At 71.2% G+C, this 22,053-nt stretch carries 18 protein-coding genes; 6 read left to right on the forward strand and 12 right to left on the reverse strand.

All coding sequences use genetic code 11. The features are described from left to right. Window positions 1-3: 3 nt before the first annotated feature. A complete protein-coding gene (uriT, locus tag ACWA15_RS15640; protein ID WP_464056378.1) occupies window positions 4-1,446 on the reverse strand; it encodes a uridine transporter UriT in 1,443 nt (480 codons plus the stop codon). Continuing rightward, window positions 1,446-2,390 carry a uridine-preferring nucleoside hydrolase UriH gene (uriH, locus tag ACWA15_RS15645; RefSeq protein ID WP_464056380.1) on the reverse strand — a complete coding sequence of 315 codons (945 nt, stop codon included), beginning with the start codon at window positions 2,388-2,390 and terminating at the stop codon, window positions 1,446-1,448. The genes uriT and uriH overlap by 1 nt, the downstream gene beginning before the upstream one ends. Window positions 2,391-2,620: 230 nt before the next feature. Between uriH and ACWA15_RS15650 the strand changes: the two genes are divergently transcribed. Both ACWA15_RS15650 and ACWA15_RS15655 read left to right on the forward strand, forming a co-directional pair. Then, window positions 2,621-3,661 carry a LacI family DNA-binding transcriptional regulator gene (locus tag ACWA15_RS15650; protein WP_464056381.1) on the forward strand — a complete coding sequence of 347 codons (1,041 nt, stop codon included), beginning with the start codon at window positions 2,621-2,623 and terminating at the stop codon, window positions 3,659-3,661. A gap of 215 nt (window positions 3,662-3,876) precedes the next feature. Beyond that, the gene (locus tag ACWA15_RS15655) at window positions 3,877-4,164 is read left to right on the forward strand and encodes a WXG100 family type VII secretion target (RefSeq protein WP_464056383.1); all 288 of its coding nucleotides are present in this window, start codon (window positions 3,877-3,879) and stop codon (window positions 4,162-4,164) included. A gap of 137 nt (window positions 4,165-4,301) precedes the next feature. On the opposite strand, the gene ACWA15_RS15660 is transcribed toward ACWA15_RS15655, so the two are convergent. The 5 genes from ACWA15_RS15660 to ACWA15_RS15680 form a co-directional block, all read right to left on the reverse strand. Then, complete coding sequence (locus tag ACWA15_RS15660) at window positions 4,302-6,098, reverse strand: glycoside hydrolase family 13 protein (RefSeq protein ID WP_464056385.1); 1,797 nt, start codon at window positions 6,096-6,098, stop codon at window positions 4,302-4,304. Further along, window positions 6,095-7,006, reverse strand: coding sequence for a carbohydrate ABC transporter permease (locus tag ACWA15_RS15665; protein WP_464056386.1), 912 nt, complete (start codon window positions 7,004-7,006; stop codon window positions 6,095-6,097). Before ACWA15_RS15665 ends, ACWA15_RS15660 begins: the two co-directional genes overlap by 4 nt. Beyond that, on the reverse strand, window positions 7,003-7,947 hold the full coding sequence (locus ACWA15_RS15670) for a carbohydrate ABC transporter permease (RefSeq protein WP_464056387.1): 945 nt from the start codon (window positions 7,945-7,947) through the stop codon (window positions 7,003-7,005). The genes ACWA15_RS15665 and ACWA15_RS15670 overlap by 4 nt, the downstream gene beginning before the upstream one ends. Before the next feature lie 12 nt (window positions 7,948-7,959). Beyond that, window positions 7,960-9,291 (reverse strand): ABC transporter substrate-binding protein, encoded by a 1,332-nt coding sequence (locus ACWA15_RS15675; protein WP_464056389.1) that lies wholly within the window; start codon window positions 9,289-9,291, stop codon window positions 7,960-7,962. Between the two features lie 112 nt (window positions 9,292-9,403). After that, entirely contained in the window at window positions 9,404-11,530 is a 2,127-nt protein-coding gene (locus ACWA15_RS15680; protein ID WP_464056391.1) for an alpha-galactosidase, read from the reverse strand. A 134-nt stretch (window positions 11,531-11,664) separates the two neighbouring features. Here ACWA15_RS15680 and ACWA15_RS15685 point away from each other — a divergent pair, with 134 nt between their 5' ends. Then, complete coding sequence (locus ACWA15_RS15685; RefSeq protein ID WP_464056393.1) at window positions 11,665-12,804, forward strand: ROK family protein; 1,140 nt, start codon at window positions 11,665-11,667, stop codon at window positions 12,802-12,804. A 385-nt stretch (window positions 12,805-13,189) separates the two neighbouring features. Here the strand turns inward: ACWA15_RS15685 and groL are convergent, their stop codons facing one another. Further along, complete coding sequence (gene groL / locus ACWA15_RS15690) at window positions 13,190-14,824, reverse strand: chaperonin GroEL (protein WP_464056395.1); 1,635 nt, start codon at window positions 14,822-14,824, stop codon at window positions 13,190-13,192. A 260-nt stretch (window positions 14,825-15,084) separates the two neighbouring features. Here groL and ACWA15_RS15695 point away from each other — a divergent pair, with 260 nt between their 5' ends. Further along, entirely contained in the window at window positions 15,085-16,536 is a 1,452-nt protein-coding gene (locus ACWA15_RS15695; RefSeq protein WP_464056396.1) for a glycoside hydrolase family 15, read from the forward strand. A gap of 211 nt (window positions 16,537-16,747) precedes the next feature. Here ACWA15_RS15695 and ACWA15_RS15700 read toward each other — a convergent pair whose 3' ends face one another. The 3 genes from ACWA15_RS15700 to ACWA15_RS15710 are packed head-to-tail and all read right to left on the reverse strand — an operon-like array spanning window position 16,748 to window position 19,329. Continuing rightward, window positions 16,748-18,262: a phytoene desaturase family protein gene (locus ACWA15_RS15700; RefSeq protein WP_464056397.1), complete on the reverse strand. Its 1,515-nt coding sequence runs from the start codon at window positions 18,260-18,262 to the stop codon at window positions 16,748-16,750. Window positions 18,263-18,269: 7 nt separating this feature from the next. Further along, window positions 18,270-18,899, reverse strand: a complete 630-nt coding sequence (locus tag ACWA15_RS15705) for a LytR C-terminal domain-containing protein (RefSeq protein ID WP_464056398.1) — start codon at window positions 18,897-18,899, stop codon at window positions 18,270-18,272. A gap of 49 nt (window positions 18,900-18,948) precedes the next feature. Continuing rightward, window positions 18,949-19,329, reverse strand: a complete 381-nt coding sequence (locus ACWA15_RS15710; RefSeq protein ID WP_464056400.1) for a DUF3263 domain-containing protein — start codon at window positions 19,327-19,329, stop codon at window positions 18,949-18,951. Window positions 19,330-19,593: 264 nt separating this feature from the next. Here ACWA15_RS15710 and ACWA15_RS15715 point away from each other — a divergent pair, with 264 nt between their 5' ends. Continuing rightward, complete coding sequence (locus ACWA15_RS15715) at window positions 19,594-20,349, forward strand: uracil-DNA glycosylase (RefSeq protein ID WP_464056402.1); 756 nt, start codon at window positions 19,594-19,596, stop codon at window positions 20,347-20,349. A gap of 90 nt (window positions 20,350-20,439) precedes the next feature. Further along, complete coding sequence (locus ACWA15_RS15720; RefSeq protein ID WP_464056403.1) at window positions 20,440-21,372, forward strand: SGNH/GDSL hydrolase family protein; 933 nt, start codon at window positions 20,440-20,442, stop codon at window positions 21,370-21,372. A 47-nt stretch (window positions 21,373-21,419) separates the two neighbouring features. Here ACWA15_RS15720 and ACWA15_RS15725 read toward each other — a convergent pair whose 3' ends face one another. Further along, window positions 21,420-22,046 carry an NUDIX hydrolase gene (locus ACWA15_RS15725; protein WP_464056404.1) on the reverse strand — a complete coding sequence of 209 codons (627 nt, stop codon included), beginning with the start codon at window positions 22,044-22,046 and terminating at the stop codon, window positions 21,420-21,422. Window positions 22,047-22,053: the final 7 nt, after the last annotated feature.

The raw sequence follows: 22,053 nt of genomic DNA on the forward strand, positions 1-22,053 counted from the left end.
GGATCAGCCCGTGATCTCGGCGTCGACCGGGCGCGGGATGAGGAACGAGACGGCCAGCGCCACGAGGGTGATGACCAGTCCCAGCATCATGCCCTTGACGTAGCCGTCGCTCGAGCTCTCCCCCGCCGGGCTGCCGATGATCTGCACCGCGGGAAGCAGCGCGAAGCTCAGGCCCGCGCCCAGGTTGAAGGCGCCCGCGTTGAGTCCGGGCAGGAACCCGGGGTTGTCCTTGGGCGAGAGCACCACACCGAGACCGTTGAGCATGATGTTGACCATGCCCGCGTAGCAGGCGCCGGTGAGGATCGTGGCGACGACGAGCACGGGCAGGGAGTTGATGCCCACGGTCATCATGAGGGCGATCGAGACCGCGGACCCGACCAGCCCGATCCGCAGCACGTTCCCGTATCCCAAGGTGGGAGCCAGCCGCCCGGAGAACGGGCCCACGATCCAGCCGATGAGGGCGTAGGGCGTGAGGAAGGCGAGCGAGGCGGCGTCGGCGCCGAGGTCGAAGCCCGCCGTCGGGTTCTGCGCGAACGACATGACCAGCCCGTTCACGGTCGCGAACACCCCGGTCATGGTGAGCAGCGTGGTGAGCAGCAGCGCCCAGGTGGAGCGCTGCATGAGGTAGCGGGTGGGCACGAGCGGTTCGGCGGTGCGGTTCTCGATCGTCCAGAAGGCGATGAACGCGACCACCGACACCACGAGGGCACCGACCACGAAGGTCCAGCTCGCCGCGCTCGTCTTGCCGGCCTCGTTGAGACCGATGAGCAGGCTCGCGATGGAGAGGACGAGGGCCAGCACCCCGAGCCAGTCCATCTTCACCCCGGCGGAGGGCTTGGACTCGGGCGCGAAGCGTGCCACGAGGAAGGTGCTGACCACGGCGACGACGGCGATCACCCAGAAGACCGACCGGAAGCCGAAGCTGGCGGCCAGGATGCCCCCGGCGAGGGCATCGACGCCGGCGATGCCGCCGTTGACCGCCGTGACCAGGCCCATCATCGTCCCGTACTTCTTCGGGTCGGAGATCTCGTGGCGCAGCATGAGCAGGCAGAGCGGGACCACCGGACCGGAGACGCCCTGGATGATCCGCGCGACGTAGAGCACACCGATGTTGGGGGCGAGGGCGGCCAGGACGGTGCCGAGCGTCATGATCGCCAGCATCCAGACGAGCACCTTGCGGCGCCCGACGATGTCGCTCAGGCGGGGCAGGAACAGCGAGAAGAGCGCGGCCGCGGTGAAGAACATGGTCTGCGAGAGGCCGACCGCGGCGTCGTCGGTCTTGAGCTCCTTGGCCATCGTCACCAGCACGGGGCTGAGCATCGAGGCGTTGAGCTGGAAGGCGACGCACGCGGCGAGCAGCGCTGTCATGAGGACGGCGACGCGGACCCGCGGCGTCGTGGTGGTGGGAGTGGGGCCCCCGGGGGTGAGAGCGGTCGATGCGGTCATCACTCCACGTCCCCGATGGTGACGAGGGCGTCGGTGATGAGGTTCCAGAACCGCTCGTGGTCGAGGTCGACGGCGACGGAGGTGGTGCAGTCCGGCGGCGCAGGGGCACGGAAGTCGGCGACGGTCATGCCCAGGGTGAGGGAGCCGGTGAGCTCGATGTCCACCGGGACCTTGCGGGTGGTGACGATCGTCGGGTCGATGACGTAGGCGACCGCGCACGGGTCGTGGACGGGCGGGTGGTCGAAGCCCTGCGCGTGGCGGTACGTCTCGCCGAAGAACTCCAGGAGCTCGAGGACGAACTGGGACGCCTTGGTGCCCACGGCCTTGATCTGCTCGACGACCTCGTCGGTGGCGAGCGCCTGGTGGGTGAGGTCGAGGCCGACCATGACGACCGGCCAGCTCTCGTTGAAGACGATGTGCGCGGCCTCGGGGTCGATCTTGATGTTGAACTCCGCGACCGGGCTCCAGTTCCCGACGTGGTAGCCGCCGCCCATGAGCACGACCTCCTTGACCCGCTCCACGATGCGCGGCTCCTTGCGCGCGGCGAGGGCGATGTTCGTCAGGCCGGCCGTGGGCACCAGGGTGATGGTGCCCGGCTCATGGCTCATGACGAGGTCGATGATGAGGTCGACCGCGTGGCGGGGGTCGAGCTCGAGGTCCGGGGCGGGCAGCACGGGCCCGTCGAGGCCGGACTCGCCGTGGATGTCCGGGGCGGTCTCGATGCCGCGTACCAGCGGCCGGGCGCAGCCGGCGGCGAAGGGGACGCCGGTGATCCCGGCGATCTTGGCGACGGAGAGCGCGTTGCGGGTGACCTTCTCCAGGGTCTGGTTGCCCACCACCGTGGTGACGGCGAGCAGGTCGATCTCGGGGCTGCCGTGGGCGAGGAGCATGGCGATCGCGTCGTCATGACCGGGGTCGCAGTCGAGGATGATCTTCTTGGGCATGAGGGTCTCCACTTCATCGGGGTGAGCAGACCACAACGGCTGCTCGTCTCGTCATCCGCACTCCGCCGCAACCGTGAGCTGGCCTCGTCGCCGTGCTGATCTCCAGTGATTCTGCACACACCTCGGTGGCTACGTCAAGCGCTTGACGTTCACCAGGGGTTACGCGCTTGACGACTCGCGGACCAGCGCGGACCGACATGGGCGGGTCTGGGGTCGCTACGATCTGAGGCATGGACAGGACTGAGCAGGGCGGGACCGCCCGCGGCCCGTACCAGCGCGTCACCGCCGCCATGGTCGCCGCGCGGGCCGGGGTCTCTCCCGCGACCGTCTCCCTGGTCGCCAACGGCAAGACGGCCGGTCGGGTGTCCCCGCAGATCATCACCCGCGTCGAGCAGGCGATCAGCGAGCTCAACTACGTCGTCGACAAGGTCGCGAGCTCGCTCTCGCGCGGGTCGAGCAGCTTCGTCATCCTCGTCGCCCCCGACATCGCCAACCCGTTCTTCGCCAAGGTCATCACCGGGGTCAAGGACGCCCTCGGGCCCACCTACCAGCTCCTGCTCTCGGTGAGCGACGTCGGTCAGGTCCCCCAGGCCGACGACGTCCGGGCGCTCTTCGCCTTCCGCCCCGCCGGCCTGCTCGTCGACGCCCCCAACGCCCAGTTCCTCCAGGACCTGGCGATCGAGGCGCCCACGGTCCTGCTCGACGCCCCCGACATCGTCGGCGGCCCTCCGTCGGTGGACATGGAGGTGGCGGCGGGGGCCCGGTCGCTCGCCGAGCATCTGGCCGCGCGCGGGCACCGGACCGTGGCCTACCTCGACTCGATCACCGAGACCGCGACCTTCGTGCTGCGCCGCCAGGCCTTCTTCGACCGGGCGCAGCAGCTCGGCATGGAGAGGGCACCCGGGCCGGAGGTCCGCTCGATCATCGACCTCGAGGAGTCAGCCTCGGCCTTCCGCCAGACGTGGGACGACTGGCGGGCGCAGGGTGTCACCGCCGTCGTCTGCGCGACCGACACCCACGCCTACGGCGTGCTCTCCGGGGCCCGCGGGCTGGGCCTGGACGTCCCCGGCGACCTCGCCGTCACCGGCTTCGACAACCTCCCCTACTCCCAGGTCAGCCGGCCCAGCCTGACGAGCGTCGAGCTGCCCGGCCGCGAGCTCGGGTACGCCGCAGGCGCCCACCTCCGGGCCCTCATGGAAGGCCGCGAGCCCGACGCCGCGACGCCGCTCCTGCGCAGCCGGCTCGTCGTGCGCGAGTCCACCGGGGGCTGAGCTCGGCCGTGACCCGGGTTGCCGGGGGCAGCCCGGGGTCAGCCCGGGGCAAGAGCCCGTCCACACGTCGCCGCCCGCCCCATCGGGGCCCACAGGTCTGCGGGGACAGCCGGTGGGCAGCCCGGCCGCCTCCCTAGCGTGGTGCCCAGGCGACGGAGTCCACCCAGGGAGTCCGCACCGGGTACCCACGGGTACCACCGACCCCAGGAGTCACGATGAGCAAGTTCGGTGTCGACGTCAGCCAGGTCTCCCACGCGAGCGTCGTGGTCGCCACCTCGGTGACCACCCTGAGGTCGGAGGTCGCCGCGATGCAGCGCCACCTGGCCGACCTGCAGGGCTCGTGGACGGGGGCCGCCGCGCTCGCGTTCTCCGGCGTGGTCGCCCAGTGGCAGGCCACGCAGGTCCAGGTGGAGAGCGGCCTCGACGCGATCACGGCGGCCCTGAGCCGCACCGCAGCCACCTACGACGAGGCCGAGCTCGCCGCCCGCACCAACTTCCTGTAGCCGAACGACCCTCGAACTCGTGAGCGCTCCAGCGAACTCGTGAGCGACGGGCATCCAGACGGTGCAAACGCCCGTCGCTCACGAGTTCGGCGAACAGGTCACGAGGTCGGCGCAGGGGGCACGAGGTCGACGAAGGGTTACGAGGTCGTCGTGCGGTGGTAGACCCGGGCCTCCCACGGGGCGAGGGTGGTGCCCGCCCCGTGGGCCGGCGTCGGGTAGTTGGTCACGAGGACCTCCTCCTCGAGCCAGTCCTCGAGCAGCGGGACCGCCAGCGGCGCACCGGAGATGTTCGCGACGACGAGCAGCTGCTCGCCCTCACCCTCCCGGGTGAAGGCGTACAGCGTCGGGTGCTCGGGCTCGAGCAGCGCGAACCGTCCCAGGGCCACCGTGGCGTTGGTGTGCCGCAGCGCGATGAGCGCGCGGTAGAACTCGAAGACCGACCTCTCGGCGGCGCGGTCGGCCGCGGCGTTGACCGTGACGTAGTTGGGGTTGACCGGGATCCACGGCTCACCGGTGGTGAACCCGGCGTGGGCGGTCCCGTCCCACTGGACCGGGGTCCGGGCGTTGTCGCGGCCCATCTTGCGCAGCCCCGCGAGCACCGGTCCGGGGTCGCGGCCCTGCTCGAGGACGGCCTCGCGGTAGTAGTTGATCGACTCGATGTCACGGAACTCGTCGATGTCGGCGAAGGGGACGTTCGTCATCCCCAGCTCTTCGCCCTGGTAGACGTACGGGGTCCCACGGTGCAGGTGCAGCACCGTCGCCCAGGCCGTCGCGGACTCGTAGCGGAACCGGCCGTCGTCCCCGAACCGGGAGACCAGGCGCGGCTGGTCGTGGTTGTTGAGGTACAGGCTGTTCCACCCGGCGTCGGCCAGGCCGTCCTGCCACCGGCCCAGGGACGCCTTGAGCGCCACCAGGTCGAGCGGCAGCGGGTCGAACTTGTCCGCGCCCTGGTCGAGGGAGACGTGCTCGAACTGGAAGACCATGTCCAGCTCGCGGCGCGCCGGGTCGGTGAACAGCCGGGCCTCGTCCACGCTCACCCCGGGCATCTCCCCCACGGTGATCAGCTGCGCGTCCCGGCCGGCGAAGACCGCCTCGTGCATCTCGTGCATGAATTCGTGCAGCCGGGGTCCCATGGAGAAGCCGAGGCCGCCGACGGCAGAGTCGCCGTCGATGTCTTCGAGCCGCTTGGACACGAGGTTGATGACGTCCATCCGGAAGCCATCCACCCCGCGGTCCAGCCACCGGTTCATCATCGCGTAGATGGCGTCCCGGACCTGGGGGTTCTCCCAGTTGAGGTCGGGCTGCTGGGGGGCGAACAGGTGCAGGTAGTACTGCCCGGTCCGCTCGTCCAGGGTCCACGCCGGGCCGCTGAACGCCGAGCGCCAGGCGTTCGGCTCGGTCGACTGGGCCGGCTGGGCCGGCTCAGTCGGCAGGTCCGACTCCGCGACGGCCCGGGGCGAGCGCCACCAGTACCAGTCCCGCTTCGGGTCGGTCAGCGAGGACCGCGACTGGACGAACCACGGGTGCTCGTCGCTCGTGTGGTTGACCACGAGGTCCATGACGAGCTTCATGCCGCGGGCGTGCGTCTCGGCGAGCAGCTCGTCGAACTCGGCGAGGGACCCGAAGAGCGGGTCGATGTCCTCGTAGTTGCTGATGTCGTAGCCGTTGTCGTGCTGGGGGGACGGGTAGATCGGGGACAGCCACAGCACGTCCACACCGAGGTCAGCGAGGTGGTCCAGCTTGGACCGGATCCCGGCGAGGTCACCGAGCCCGTCGCCGTTGCCGTCCGCGAAGCTGCGCGGGTAGATCTGGTAGACGACCGCGGAGGTCCACCACGGCGGGGCGGGGGGCGCCACCGGCGCGGTGGGCGTGGTGCCCACCGCGGGACCGGCGGCTGTCTCTGGGACCGCTGCTGCGGCGTCGGGCATGGTCATTTGATCGAGCCTCTCATCACGCCGGAGATCACCCAACGCTGGGCGAACAGGTACACCAGGAGCAACGGTGCCATGGCCATGAGGTAGGACGCGAAGGCAGCGGTGTAGTTGGTGTTGAACTGGCCCTGGAACACGTAGTTCGCCAGCGGCAGCGTCTGCGCCGACGGGTCGGAGAGCACCACGAGCGGCAGGATGAAGTCGTTCCACGCCCACACGCAGGTGAGGATCCCGACGGTGGCGAGCATCGGCGACAGCAGCGGGAAGACGACCTTGCGGAAGACCATCCACGTCGTCGCGCCGTCGAGCAGCGCGGCCTCCTCGAGCTCGATCGGGATCGACCGGATGAACGCCACGAAGAAGAGCGTGTTCGTCGACAGCCCGAACACCGTGTAGAGCAGGATCAGCCCGGCCTGGTTGTCCAGACCCATCAGCGCCGTCTGCTTCACCACGGGGAGCATGATGATGGGGAACGGCACGAAGATCGCCGAGACGAGGTAGAAGAAGATGCCCTTGAAGAACTTGCGGTGCATGTTCCGGGCGATGGCGTAGGCGACCATCGAGTTCGTGGCCAGGGTGAGCAGGACCGCACCGACCGTGATGAACGCGGTGTTCATCAGCGCCCGCGGGAAGTTCGTCAGCTCCCACGCCTCGGCGAAGTTCTGCAGGTTGATCGACGTCGGCAGCTCGAAGCCGGTCCCGCCGAGCTGGTCGGGGGTCTTCAAGGCCGTGATCACCGTGAAGTACAGCGGGATGAGGACGGTCAGCGCGCAGACCATGAGCAGCGCGGTGATCCACCAGTTGATCTGGCGGCCCTCCTCGTCACGCCGTGGCCGACGTCGGGTCTTGGGCTGGGCAGCGCGGGTCGCCGGGGAGATCTCGGCGGGTTCGGGGTTGAGGGTGGTGGTCATGAGAACGAAGCCTCCCGACGGTTCAGGACACGCAGCTGGATGAGTGAGATGGCGACGATGACCAGCAGGAAGATCACTGCGTTCGCCGTCTGGTAGGCGTATTCCCCGCCCTGGAAGCCACCGCGGTAGATGAGCAGCGACACCGACTGGGTCGACGTCCCCGGACCACCGTTGGTCAGGGCGACGATGTGGTCGAACACCTGGAGGAAGTTCTTCAGCGAGAGCACCATGTTGATCGTGAAGAACGCACCGATCAGCGGGAACGTGATCGAGGTGAACTTGCGGGCCATCCCCGCCCCGTCCAGCGACGCCGCCTCGTACAGCTCACCCGGGATGGTCTGGAGACCGGCGAGGTAGATGATGATGTTGAACGCTGCGGCCTGCCACACCGCGAGGATGACGATGCCCACCCACGCGAGGTCGGGGTTGGCCAGGATGCTCGTCGACAACGCCGTGATGCCCAGCCGGTCCGCGATCTCGGGCAGGGAGTTGGAGAACAGGTAGTTGAAGACGTAGCCGATGATGAGGATGGAGAGGATGTTGGGGATGAAGAAGATCCCGCGCATCCCGGTCTGGAACTTGATCTTCGCGTTGAGGCCCAGGGCGATCGCCAGCGAGATGACGTTCACCACGATCGTGGCGACGATCGCGAAGCCGAAGGTGAACAGGTACGCGTCGATCACCTGGTCGTCTTTGAACAGGTTCACGTAGTTGTCGAACCACGTGAAGTCCCAGGTCCCGTAGCCGGCGTAGTTCGTCATCGAGAAGAAGATGCCGGAGAGCACGGGGATCGTGTGCAGGATGAAGAACAGCGCGATGGCCGGGATGACCATCCAGTAGAAGGTCGGTGCGACGCGGCCGATGCTGCTGCGTCGTGGGGCGCTGCTCGTGCTCGACGGCTCAGGAACCGTCGGGCTCAGCGGGGGTGAGGCCAGTGCCATGGTCGTGCTCCGTCATCTCTTGGACGAGCGAGACGCGACTTTGCGCCACTCGCTGTCGAGGTCGGTCAGGAACTTCTCGGTGTCGCCGTCGAGGATGAACTGCTGCAGCATGGGCTGCAGCGGGATCGCCGACGGGATCTGGTGGTCGATGTACCCGGTGATTCGCCCCTGCGCCACGAAGTCGTTGAGACCGGCGAGGTAGGGGTTGGTCGAGGGCTCAGCGTCCTTGAGCGGGGAGAAGGTGGACTGCGCCTCGCCATAGGTGGCCACGTTCTCGGCCCGCATCAGGTAGTCCATGAACAGGTCGACCTCGGCGCGGTGGGGGGTGTCCCGCCCCGCGACGAGCACCACGTCGACCCCGGTGACCAGCAGGTTGCGCTCCGGGTCGTTGGAGGACGGGTAGGGGAAGGTCCCCAGGTCGAGCTCGGGGTTGTTGGCGAGGATGGGCGCGATCGCGTAGGTCCCCTGCAGGTACATCGCCGACTCCCCGTCGGCGAAGGCCTTGTTCCCGGCGTTGTAGTCGCGCGAGTCGCGGTTGTCCTGGTTGTAGGAGAAGAGCTGCTTGAGCTTCTCGGCGGGCTCGACGAAGTCCGCGCTGAAGGAGGCCCCGGAGTCTGGGCTGACGTCGGTCCCCTGCGCGCGCAGGTCCTCGAAGAAGTTCTCCGGCATGAGCGCCGCACCGAGGTTGTTGAACGCCGGCAGGACCGTCCACTGCTCCTTGAGCGTGCCGTAGAACGGCGTGATCCCGGCGGCCTGGAAGGCGTCCGCGGCGGCGATGAGCTCGTCCCAGGTCGTGGGCACCTCGATGCCCTGCTCGGCGAAGATCGTCTTGTTGTAGATGATGCTCGAGGCGGCCAGGGCGAAGGGCACGCCGCTGATCTCCTCCTCGAACTGGCCCAGCGCCGTGACGATGTCGATCGGTTCCTGGGCGACCGTGGTCAGCGCCGCGGTGTCGCTGAGGTCGGCAAACACGCCGGCCTGGGCGAGCTCACCGAAGGTGGCGCCGGCGTTGAGGGTCATGACGTCAGGGACCTTGTCCTTGACGAGCAGGGTCCGCAGCGCCGTGTCGGCGTTGGGGACGTGGTTCTGCACGATCGTGATCCCCGGGTTCTCCGCCTCGAAGCCGGCGATGAGGTCGTCGAACTGGGCGATCGCTTCCGGCTTGAACTGGAAGAAGTTCACGGTGACGCCCTCGGACTCAGGGGCGCACCCGGCGGCGGCGACGAGCCCGAGCGCCGCGACGGCGGCCGAGGCGACGACGCGGTGCAGCCGGCGTCGGGCGTGGGTGTGCCCTGGGCGGGAACGGGGCGGGTCTGTCTTGATCGGGAACGGTGTGGGATGCATTCTGCGCCTCCTTGCGCGAGCAAACGGTGACGACACGACCCGGTGCGGGGCTGTCGAGGCTGGTCGGGAGCGCCCCGGCTGGTGGCGTGGTCGCTCCCGGTGACGCGGGCCCTCAGGTGGTGGCTTCGACGTCGAGGAGCACGAGCTGCTCCGGGTAGAGGACGGGGGCCTGCAGGCCAGCGGTGGCCAGTGCGCGCCCGGTCGTGGTGACGCCGCGCTGGGCCCACAGCAACGGGGACTGCCCCGGGCCGGGGACGGCGTCGAACGGCTCCGCGAGACGGACGGTGTAGGTGCGCAGCGGGTCCAGTCCGGGCAGGTGCAGGCGCCCGGGCGGGTAGGTGGCGCTCGTCGCGCGCTGGGTGAAGGTGAACAGGGCCCGCGATCCGTCGGCGGCCACGACCCCGCGCAGGTCCATCGACGCGTCGGGCAGGTCGGCGTGGACGGTGCGGCCGGTGTGGGCGAGGTCGCGGGCGGCCTTGTGCGCACCGACCCAGCGGGTGAGCTCGGCCTCCTCGGCATCAGTGATGTGGGAGATGTCCCACTCGATGCCCAGGTGCTGGAAGAACGCGACGCCCGCGCGCAGGGAGAGGTCGTGGCTGCGGTGCGTGGAGTGCGAGCGCGGGCCGGAGATGTGCGCGCCCATGAGCTCGGGCGGGAGCAGCAGACCGGTGTAGCGCTGGTTGTCGAGGCGCTCGATCGGGTCGATGCAGTCGCTCGTCCAGATCCGGTCGGTCCGGGCCAGGATGCCGAGGTCGACGCGCGCCCCGCCCGAGGCGCAGGACTCGATCTCCAGCCCGGGGTGGCGTTCCTTGAGCGCGTCCAGCAGCCGGTACAGGGCGAGGGTGTGCTCGTACACGACGGCGCGTCCGGTGCTGGCGTCACCGGCTCCGAGCAGGTCCCGGTTGTGGTCCCACTTGATGTACGCGATGTCGTACTCGCTGAGCAGGGCGTCGATCCGGGCGAGGATGTGGTCGAAGGCCTCGGGGATCGCGAGGTTGAGCACCTGCTGCTGGCGGGCGGGGACGGGCAGGCGCCCGCCCGGCTGCAGCAGCCAGTCCGGGTGCGCCCGCGCCAGGTCGGAGTCGGGGTTGACCATCTCGGGCTCGAACCACAGCCCGAACTCCATGCCGAGGCCGCGCACGATGGAGATGAGCGGGTCCAGGCCCTGGGGCCAGACGGCCGGGTCGACGTACCAGTCACCCAGACCGGCGGTGTCGTCGCGGCGGCCGAGGAACCATCCGTCGTCGAGCACAAACCGCTCGACGCCGACGCGGGCAGCCCGCTCGGCGAGGGCGGTGAGGGTGGCCAGGTCGTGGTCGAAGTAGACCGCTTCCCAGGTGTTCAGGGTGACCGGGCGAGGGCGGCGCGGGTGGACGTCACGCCCCCGGATCTCGGTGTGGAAGCGCCCGGACAGCTCGTTGAGGCCCTCGCCCCAGGAGCCCATCGCGAGCGGGGTGGCGTAGGACTCCCCCGGGGCCAGCACCAGCTCACCGGCCAGCAGCAGCTCGCTCGCCTGCAGGAACGCCTCGGCAGTGATGGTGCGCTCGGCGGCGAGGCGGTGGTTGCCGCTCCAGGCGACGTGGACCGCGTGGACCAGTCCGGACTCGAAGGCGAAGCCGCGTTCCCCGGCCGCGAGCAGCACGCTCGCGTCGGCGCCCGGGCGGCCCTTGCGGCTCTCCCGCAGGTGGATGCCGACGGTGAGGTCGCGGCGCTGGGGGGAGCGCTCGCGCAGGTGGCGTCCGGTGGTGTCGAGGACCTCGGTCGCGGTGGCCGGCAGCGGGAAGGTGGGGGTCAGCGCGACGAGCTCGAAGGGGGTGTCGGCGAGGTTGGTGACGGTGAGGCGCTGGGTGAGCAGACCGGCCGCGGTGACCTGCAGCTCGACGACGACCTCGAGGCCGGCGACGTCGTCCCGGGCTGTGACCGTGGCGCTGGTCTCGGTCGCGGCGACGTCGGTGAGCGCAAGGGCGCTGGAGAAGGATCGTCCGGCGCGGTGGCCGTCGAGGCCGGGGGTGCCCTGCCAGCCGAAGGCGTCCTGGGGCAGCAGGGTGAGCCGGGCCGGGACGTCGATCCCGCCGGAGACCCGCTGAGGCGCGGCGGCGAGGGCGATCCCGTCGAGCGCGGCGGGGCTGATCTCGCCCAGGTCGGTCCCCCAGTGCACGATGGCGGGGAGCCCGCCCGTGGTGAGGTCGAGGACGACGCTGGTGCCGCCGTGGCGCAGGTGGAGAGTGCTTCGTTGCATGGTTAATTTCTAGACGGAAAGAATTGCCCTGTCAACCCCTACGATTTGAGAGGTTTGAGAAATGCTCTCGTCGCACAGGGCTGGAAATAGTATGATGATGGAACGTAATACGCTCCGACAAGGAGAAACACTCCATGACCTCGCAGTCGAGCCCTCCGCTCAGCGACTCCGCCCGCGACCTCGCCCGCGAAGTTCTCGTCCGCGGTCCCATCTCGCGCGGCGACGTCGGGCGGCGTCTGGGTCTCTCCCCCGCGAGCCTCACCCGCCTGAGCAAGCCCTTCTTCGACCAGGGCATCTTCATCGAAGGCACCGAGCTGACCGACGGAGGCGTCGGGCGCCCCGCTCGCCCGCTCGACATCCAGGTCAGGGCCCTGAGCTTCGTCGGCATCAAGATCACCGGCGACGCGGCCCTCGGGGTGAGCACGGACCTGCGCGCCAACGGGCTCCAGGACGCCCGCGCGACGTTCGGGACGACCGACCTGCCCGCGGTCCTGGAGGCGATCGTCGCCGTCGTGGAGGCTCTGGGCGGGCCGTCGCACTTCGCCGGGATCGGCATCAGCATCGGTGGCAACGTCACCGGCGACGGCGTCGTGCAGCGCGCGCCCTTCCTCGGCTGGCGCGACGTCGACCTGGCGACCGCGGTCCGGGACCGCCTCGGGCTGCCCACCACGGTCGAGAACGACGTGGTCGCGCTGACCGCGGCCGAGCACTGGTTCGGGGCGGCGCGCGGACGCACCGACTTCGCCGTCATCACCATCGGCGCCGGGGTCGGCTACGGCCTGGTCGTCAACGACCGCCTCATCCGCACCCCCGACGTCGGGCTGGGTCTGCTGGGCCACTTCCCCCTCGACGCGAGCGGCCCGCTGTGCATGGACGGCCACCGGGGCTGCTCGACGGCGATGCTCTCGATGCCGAGCATGACCGCGCAGGTCTCCACGGCACTGGGCCGCCCCGTCACCTACGAAGAGGTGCTCGACCTCGCCGCCGCCGGCAGCGCCCCCGCCCGCGCGGTCGTCGAGTCCGCCGGGCGTGCGCTCGGCCGCCTGGTCGCCGCGGTCACCAACATCGCCATGGTCTCGACCGTGGTGCTCTCGGGTGAGGGCATCGCCCTGCTCGACGCCGTCGGCCCGGAGTTCGAGGCGACGCTCGCCGCGGACCGCGACCCTGACGCCAGCCCCCTCGAGCTCCTCGTCGACACGACCGGCTTCACCGCCTGGGCCCAGGGCGCCGCCGCCGTGGCCATCCAGAACAACATCGGATCCCTGGGAACCTGAGACGCGGCACTCGGGCGTCCGTGGGCGCCCGCCGCGGACGCCCGCCGCGGCCGCCCGCCCGTCGAGCTCGCGAATCCCGCGCCGAACTCGTGAGCCGTTCGCCGAACTCGTGAGCCACGGCCGTCCGCGACCCTAGAACCCCCGTCGCTCACGAGTTCGGCGAACCATTCACGAGTTCGGCGAGCCGCGGACGAGCTCGGCGGGGCCGACGCCGCCGGGCGCCACCGGGCGCCACCGGGCGCCACCGGGCGCCACCGCCGGGCGGCGTCGCCGGCCCACACCACCGGACCCACGCCGTCGGGCACGACAAAGGGCTGGTCCGCCCGGGAAATCCCGGGTGAACCAGCCCTCTGCAAGCGCTAGCGCGCGGTGGAGCGGGGTGGACTCAGAAGTCCATGCCGCCCATGCCGCCGTCGCCGCCCGGCATGGAGCCGGCCTTCTCGGGCTTGTCGGCGACAACTGCCTCGGTGGTGAGGAAGAGGGCCGCGATCGAGGCAGCGTTCTGCAGAGCAGAGCGCGTCACCTTGACCGGGTCGTTCACACCAGCCGCGAGCAGGTCTTCGTACACGCCAGTGGCGGCGTTGAGGCCGTGACCGGAGGGGAGGTTGCGGACCTTCTCGGCCACAACTCCACCCTCGAGGCCCGCGTTGATCGCGATCTGCTTGAGCGGAGCGTCGATCGCGGCACGCACGATCTGCGCGCCGGTCGCCTCGTCGCCCTCGAGGGCGAGGATGGCAGCAGTCTCGAAGGCGAGCTTGCCGGCCTGGATGAGAGCGACGCCACCACCGGCGACGATGCCCTCTTCGACGGCAGCCTTCGCGTTGCGGACAGCGTCCTCGATGCGGTGCTTGCGCTCCTTGAGCTCAACCTCGGTTGCGGCACCGGCCTTGATGACCGCGACACCGCCGGCGAGCTTGGCGAGGCGCTCCTGGAGCTTCTCGCGGTCGTAGTCGGAGTCCGACTTCTCGATCTCGGAGCGGATCTGCTTGACGCGGCCAGCGATCTGGTCGACGTCGCCGGAGCCTTCGACGATCGTGGTCTCGTCCTTGGTGACGACAACCTTGCGAGCCTGACCGAGCAGGTCGAGGGTCGCGGTCTCCAGCTTGAGACCGACGGTCTCGGAGATCACCTGTCCACCGGTGAGGATGGCGATGTCCTGGAGGATCGCCTTGCGGCGGTCTCCGAAGCCCGGAGCCTTGACGGCGACGGACTTGAACGTGCCGCGGATCTTGTTGAGCACGAGGGTCGCAAGAGCCTCGCCCTCGACGTCCTCGGCGATGATGAGCAGCGAGCGACCGGCCTTCATGACCTGGTCGAGCAGCGGCAGCAGGTCCTTGACGTTCGAGATCTTCGACTCGACGATAAGGACGTACGGGTCTTCGAGGACAGCTTCCTGACGCTCGGCGTCAGTCTCGAAGTAGCGGGCCAGGAAGCCCTTGTCGAAGCGCATACCCTCGGTGAGCTCGAGCTCGAGGCCGAAGGTGTTCGACTCCTCGACGGTGATGACACCTTCCTTGCCGACCTTGTCCAGCGCCTCGGCGATGAGCTCGCCGATCGCGGTGTCCCCGGCCGAGATCGCAGCGGTGGCGGCGATCTCTTCCTTGGTCTCGATGTCCTTGGCAGCGATGAGCAGCTGCTCGATGACACCCTCGACGGCCTTCTCGATGCCGCGCTTGAGGGCGATCGGGTTGGACCCGGCGGCGACGTTGCGCAGTCCCTCACGCACGAGCGCCTGGGCGAGCACGGTAGCCGTGGTCGTTCCGTCTCCGGCGACGTCGTCCGTCTTCTTGGCGACCTCCTTGACGAGCTCGGCGCCGATGCGCTCGAACGGGTCTTCGAGGTCGATCTCCTTGGCGATGCTCACACCATCGTTCGTGATGGTGGGCGCTCCCCACTTCTTGTCGAGGACGACGTTGCGGCCCTTGGGGCCAAGCGTGACCTTCACGGTGTCGGCGAGGATGTTGAGTCCACGCTCCATACCGCGACGGGCCTCCTCGTTGAAGGCGATGAGTTTTGCCATTGGGGTGTGATCCTCCACTGGTGGCGTGTGATGGTCGGCTCGTGCCCGCGACGGACGGCGTGGATCGGTGGCGTTCATGTCACGCCGCCGGGTCCGCGCCTCACTGGTCGACCCATGTTTCTGTCACTCTCGGTGCGAGAGTGCTAACGCCATTATTGGCACTCGACCCCCGAGAGTGCAAGGCCGACCGACCATTCCACGCCCCTCAGCGGTACGCCGACGGCGGAAACAGGTCTTGCCGCGCGCGATACTGTTCTTCCGTGACCTTCACCACACAGGACGCCGACGTCGAGGTGGCTCCCGCGCCGCCGCAGTCGCCACCGCGCCCCGTGCGCAGCCGTGGCCTGCGCGGATGGCCCCCGCGCCGCCCACTCAGTCACAGTGCCCGACGCCGCCTCCCCCCGGTCGCGGCCGGCGCCGTCGTCACCGCCCTCGTCCTGGGCACGACCGCAGCCGCCTGGCACTCCCAGCGCGGACCTTTCGCCCCCGCCCAGACCACCGCCGTCGTCCCCCTCGCCTCGACCGGCCTCGCGGTGGCCCCCGACGGCACGCGCACTCCGCTCGCCCCGGACAGCGGGCTGGTCTTCCTCGACGGCAGCCGGGTCGCGGTCGCCGACCCCGCCACGGCGACCCCCGCCGAGCTCGCCGCCGCGCAGGACATGCGCGACTGGGTCGCCTCGGGCACCGTCCCGGGCGCCGGCACCGAGTTCGAGGACATGTCCGAGAACGCGCTGCTCGACCTGTACGCGCTCACCCTCGACGACGGCGCCGTGGTCGCGGGGTGGACCCCGCACTGGCGCTACGCCTGGCCGCGGGACAACGCCTTCGTCGCCGCCGCGCTGGCCGCGACCGGGCACACCGACGACGCCCTGGAGATCCTGGAGTTCCTGCAGAAGGTCCAGCACCCGGACGGGTCCTTCGAGGCCCGCTACCTCCCCGACGGCTCCGGTCCGCCCGACGACCGCGGCGTGCAGACCGACGCGACCGGGTGGGCGCTGTGGAGCACCTCGACCGTGCTCGCCGAGATCAAGGACCCGGCGGCTCGGGCGGCGGCGGCCCGCCTGCTCAAGCCGCTCATCGAGCGCAGCACCACCCACGCCCTTGCGCTCACCGAGGACGGCACCACCCTGCCCCCCGCCTCCCCCGACTACTGGGAGAAGCGCACCCGCAAGGCCACGCTCGGGACGTCGGCCCCGCTGCTCATGGCCCTGCAGGGGGCCGACGACCTCTTCGTCCTGCTCGACAAGCCCTTCCGGGCCACCACCGTCGCGCGGGCCGCGACGACCTTCGACGGCGTCGTGCGGGAGAAGTTCGGCCCGACCTTCCCCCGGGAGCAGGGCGGTTCCGACGTCGACACCGCCGTCGCGTTTCTGCTCCCCCCGTTCGCCGACGCGGTCGACGACGACGTGCTGGCCGCGTGGGCGGCCGCGCCGGAGGCGATGGCGCGCTCCGGCGGAGGCCTCGCGCCCGGGGCCGGCTGGAAGCAGGACGGCATCTCCTGGACCCCGACCACGACCGTCTTCGCGATGACAGCAGCCGCGCTCGGTGAGGACGAGGCGGCCGTCGGCTGGCTGCGGTGGGTCGACGAGCACCGCACCACGACCGGGTCCATCCCGGAGAAGGTCCTCTTCGACGGCTCCCCCGCCCAGCTCGCCCCCCTCGCGTGGAGCAGCGCGAACGTCCTCCTCGCCCTCACCTACCTCAACAACTGACCCGCCCCGCCCACCGGCCAGGCCGGAGGCCGGGCCGGCTGCGGGCCCCGGGCGGGCCCCACCTCCCGCTGAGTGCGGCCGTTCGGCTGCCAGGCGTCCGGTTTGTCCAGCCGTTCGCCCGCACTCAGCGAGGGAGGGAGGGCGGGAGGGAGGGGGGAGGGCGGGAGGGAGGAGGGAGGGAGGGCGGGCGGGCGGGCGGGTTGAGGGTCGGCTAGGGGGCGAGGGAGGGGAGCTCGCGGATGCCGAACCGCTCGCGCAGGACGCGGCGGGCGGCGTACCACCCGCCCAGGCCGTGCACCCCGGGCCCCGGCGGGGTCGACGCCGAGCACAGGTACGCCCCGTCCACCCCTGTGCCGTAGGGCGCGAGCCACGGCGTGGGCCTCGCGAGGATCTGCCACGGGGTCACCGCACCGGCCGCGATGTCACCGCCGACGTAGTTCGCATTGTGGGCAGCCATGCCCTGAGCGGTGACCGCCCGTGAGGCGACGACGACGTCGCGGAACCCGGGGGCGAAGCGTTCGAGCTGGGCGGTGATCGCCTCGGTCGGGTCCACCTCGGACCCCGCCGGGACGTGCGCGTACGTCCACAGCGGTCGCAGCCCGCCGGCCGCCCTGCCCGGGTCGGCCACGGTAGGGTCGCTCGCCAGGACCATCGGCCGGGCGGCGTGGCGGCCGCGGGCGACGTCGTGCTCGGCGCGGGCCATGTCCGCCCGGGAACCGCCCACGTGCACGGTCCCGGCCCGCCCGACCTCGGCGTGCGCCCACGGGACCGGTCCGGAGAGCACGAAGTCGACCTTGGCCGCGGCGTTGCCGTAGCGGAAGCGTCCCAGCGCCCGCCGTGCCCGCGACGGCATGGTCTCGGCGAGGATCTGGGCGGCCATCCGCGGGGAGGTGTCGAAGACGTAGGCCCGCGCCGGCGGCAGGTCACCCGCCCCGACGACGACGCCGGTGCGCACCTCTCCCCCGTGCGCGGCCAGGTCTGCGAGCAGCGCTGCGGTGATGGCCACCGAGCCGCCCCGCGGGATCGGCCAGCCGGACGAGTGGGCGAGGGACCCGAGCAGCAGCGCGGTCCCGGCACCCGCGAGGGACGGGAGCGGTGTGATCGCGTGCGCGGCGACGCCGGTGAGCAGCGCCGGGGCGACCTCACCGGAGAACCGGGCCCCCCACGCGGCGCTCCCCTGCTCGGCGACGGCCAGCCCGAGGTGCGCCGCGACCCGGGCGGTGGCGGCGAGGTCCGCAGCTCCCGAGCGCCAGCCCCGCGATCCGGCCTGGCTCCCGGGTGCCGGTTCCCCGGGCCACCTCAGGCGCCGCTCCCCGAGCATGAGGGAGACCGCCGCGGCGGGCGCGGCCGCCAGCGGCCCCAGGAGCGAGCGCCACGCACCGGCGTCGGCCCCGAGGGACTGCGCGGTCCGCTCGAGATCGCGGTAGGCGATGCCGGCGCGCGCCCCGTCGAGCGGGTGCGCGTACGCCGCCTCGGGCTGGAGCAGCTCGACGCCGCGCCCGGCCAGGTCGAAGGCCCGGAAGAACGGGGAGGCGAGCGCGAGCGGATGGACGGCCGAGCACAGGTCGTGCTCGACGCCGTCGGCCAGGCCGAGCGGCTCCGTCCGGGCGCCCCCACCAGGGGTCGGCTGGGCCTCCAGGACCAGGACGGTCAACCCGGCCCGAGCCAGGGTGACCGCTGCCGCGAGACCGTTCGGCCCGGACCCGACGACGACGACGTCGGTCACCTGCTGACTAGTTCCCGAACGATCCCGCGAGGACGACCGAGACGGGCCCGACGAGCTTGGGCGCCTCGATCACCTGGGTGATGCCCAGCAGCTGGGCGACCTCGCGCGCGGAGGCCTCGCTGGCGGAGTCCTTGAAGTACACCAGGGAGCTGGTCGGCTTGGTGCCGGTGAAGTTGTCGGCGACGACGTCGGTCCAGCCGGCGTCGGCCAGGGTCTCGGCGGCACCGGCGGCCACGCCGGACCGGCCGGTCGCGTTGAGCACCCGGACGGAGGTCGCGGTGTCAGCGACGGCGGGCGGCTCGACCGGCTCCTCGGGCTCGACCGTAGGCTCCTCAGTGGCCTCGACGTCGGGGGTCGCCGCATCCGTGGCGTCGGGGGTCGCGGCGTCCGCGTCCTCGGTCGGCTCGACAGGAGCCGTCGCGGCCTGGGTCGGTGCGATGTTCAGCCGTGAGGTCGGCGACTGCGCGAGGTAGTAGACCGTTCCCACCGCGAGCACCGCGCAGGTCACCACGACGACGACGAAAGGCGCGACCTTGTTCCAGGCGGACTTGGGGGCACGGTGCACGCCGGAGGGCGCAGTGTCGGGCTCCAGGACGTCGAACTCGTCCTCGGGGTACTTCGAAGTCGGCTTGCTCACGGCCCAAGGTTAGCGGGTGCCACGGAGAACTTCGACGGACGCGCTGGCCTCAGGGCTGACTGCGGCGCTGGGTGCGTTCACGCTGACGGCTGGCGCGCATCCGACGGAGCCGCTTGACGAGCATGGGTTCCGCGGCGAGCGCTGCCGGTGAGTCGAGCAGCGTGTTGAGCACCTGGTAGTACTGGGTCGCGGACAGATCGAAGAGCTCGCGGACCGCCTGCTCCTTGGCGCCCGCGTACTTCCACCACTGCTTCTCGAAGGCCAGGATCGCGGCGTCGCGCTCGCTCAGCACCGCCGTGTCCGGGGCCGGAGCCTCCTGAACGGCCTCCGGGGCGCCTGTCGGGGACTCCGCGTGGATGAGGGGCTGGACGCCTGACTGGTCGCCCGCCTGGTCCTCGGACCGGGGCGGGTCGGCGACTACCTCGAACATGCTGACTCCCACCTGCTGGTCCTCCCGCTCGGGTCGTTGTCCTGGTCCACGTCCGGCTCACGTCCGGCTCATGTCCTGCTCGATGTCCTGCGGCCCGCGCTTCCGCTCCTCGCGGTCCGCACGGCGTGCACACCACATCCGCCGAGGACCTCCCCGGCCCGTGGCGGGGAGACGTCACCTCGCCGACCGGTCAGGACCGGGCGGCCCATCCCTGCATCTTACGTGCGAATGACATGGGAGTCATTCGTCTGGGACCCTCGGAGAATGCCCCTCCTCGACTCCGTCGCCCCCGACTGGGCGGCGGCCCTCACCCCGGTCGCCGCCCTCATCGACGACCTCGACGCCCGGCTGCTGCGCCCCGTCGCCGACGCGGCCGACGCCGCAGACGCCGTGGGACCGTCGGCGCCCACAGTGCCCACCGCGAACCTCGTGCTCCCCGAGCGCGCGGCGGTGCTGCGCGCCTTCCGCGAGCCGCTCGCCGGGGTGCGGGTGCTCGTCGTGGGGCAGGACCCCTACCCCACGCCGGGGCATGCGATGGGGCTCTCCTTCTCGGTCCAGCCGCACGTCCGCCCGCTGCCGCGGTCGCTCCAGAACATCTTCACCGAGCTGCACGACGACGTCGGTGCCCCCGCGCCCGCGACCGGGGACCTCACCGCCTGGGCGGACCAGGGCGTGCTGCTGTGCAACCGGGTGCTGACCGTCGCCGCCGGTGACGCCGGTTCGCACCGCGGACTCGGGTGGGAGGCGGTCACCGACCGTGCCATCGCCGCGCTCGTCGCCCGGGGCGGGCCGCTCGTGGCCGTGCTGTGGGGACGGGACGCGCAGTCCCTCACCCCCGCGCTGGGGGACGTCCCGATCATCGCGAGCGCACATCCCAGCCCGCTGTCCGCCCGCCGGGGGTTCTTCGGCTCACGTCCGTTCTCCCGGGTGAACGAGCTGCTGGTCGCCCAGGGCGCCGCGCCCGTCGACTGGACGCTACCTGCCGCGCCGGCCGTCGAACCCGCCGGGGTGCTGTTCTAGCCCCCGGCCGCGCTGCCCTGGAGCGGGCTGCTGGTGCGACACGGGTGACCGTTCTGAGGCGCCGGTGTTGATCTGCGTCAGAATGGGAGGATGACCGAGTCCGAGAGCTCCCCGAACCCGCAGTCCCCCGCCCCGGCTGGCCCGCCCACCGAGGCCGCGCCGTCGGCCGCGGCTGGCCTGTCCGGCCCGTCTGCCCCGCCGCACCCCTCGACCGACGGCGTGGAGCACCTCCCGTCGCCGGGGCCGTGGTCACGCTATGTGGCGATCGGCGACTCGTTCAGCGAAGGCCTGTGGGACGTGCACCCCGACGACGACACCCAGTGCCGCGGCTGGGCAGACCTGCTCGCCCAGACCCTGTCCCACCGGCGCATCGACGCCGGGCACGACCCGCTGCTCTACGCAAACCTCGCGATCCGCGGCAAGCTCATGCGCTCGATCATCGGCGACCAGCTGCCGGCCGCCCTGGACATGAAGCCGGACCTGGTGAGCATCATCGGGGGCGGCAACGACATCCTGCGCCCCACGGTCGACATCGACCAGATCGCCCGCAACCTCGAGGACGCCGTCGCGGCGATCCGCGCGACCGGCGCCGACGTCCTGCTGTGCACCGGCTTCGACACCGCAGAGAGCCCGATCGTGTCGATGACCCGCGGCCGGGTGGGCATCTACAACTCCCTCATCTGGTCGATCGCCCACCGCCATGACGCGTTCGTCATGGACGTGTGGGGCATGCGGTCCCTCAGGGACTGGCGGATGTGGTCCACGGACCGCATCCACCTCACCCCTGAGGGGCACCGCAGGGTGTCCCAGGCCGCGCTGCGCGGCCTCGACCAGCTGCCCGACGACGAGGCGTGGGACGACCCGCTCACCCCGCTCGCGCCGGTCCCACGCATCGAGTGGGTGCGGGAGAACGCGCACTGGCTGCGTGAGCACGTCTACCCGTGGGCGACCCGCCGCCTGCGCAAGCAGTCCTCCGGCGACGCCCGGGCAGCGAAATACCCCGAGCTCACGCCGTTCGGGTGAGCTCGGGCGGGGGCCCGGCGACGCGCCGAGCTGGGGCGGGGGCCCGGCTACGCGCCGAGCTCGCGCAGGACCCCGGCGACCCGGCGCGCGAACCCGTCCGGGGTGTCCCCCGGCAGCGCCGCGACCGGGAACCAGGCCAGCGCCTCGCTCTCCTCGCTGACCGAGCCCTCCAGACCCCCGCGGGCGACGACGGCGTACCCCACGTCCCAGTGGACCGCGCAGCGGCCGAAGCCGTCACCGAGCCCGTGCCGGTCGACGTCGACGGGCGCCTTCCGGAGCAGGGCCAGGTCGTCGAGCCCGCTCTCCTCCCGCGCTTCGCGCAGCGCCGCCTCGGCCACCGAGACGTCCCCCGGCTCGACGTGCCCACCGAGCTGGACCCAGAACTGTCCCTTGCGGTGGAAGCAGAGCAGCACCTCGGTGAGGTCGGGGCTGAAGACGAAGGCGCTGCCGGTCACGTGCTCGGGGCCGCCGTCGCGCTCGAGCGCAGTGGTTGGTCGAGCGGCGACGAAGTCCGCGTAGTCGTCACGGAGCGCTCGCTGCGCCACACCCACCGGGGACCAGGCGGCCAGCACTCTGGCGAGGTCGGCGGTCCGGGGGTCGGCGGGGGCGGCGGGGTCGGCGGGGTCGGCGGGGTCGGCGGTCCTGGGGTCCTCGGGCTGCGCGGGGCGATCCATCCGGGAA

Source organism: Sanguibacter sp. TS_SC_8 (assembly GCF_055361235.1).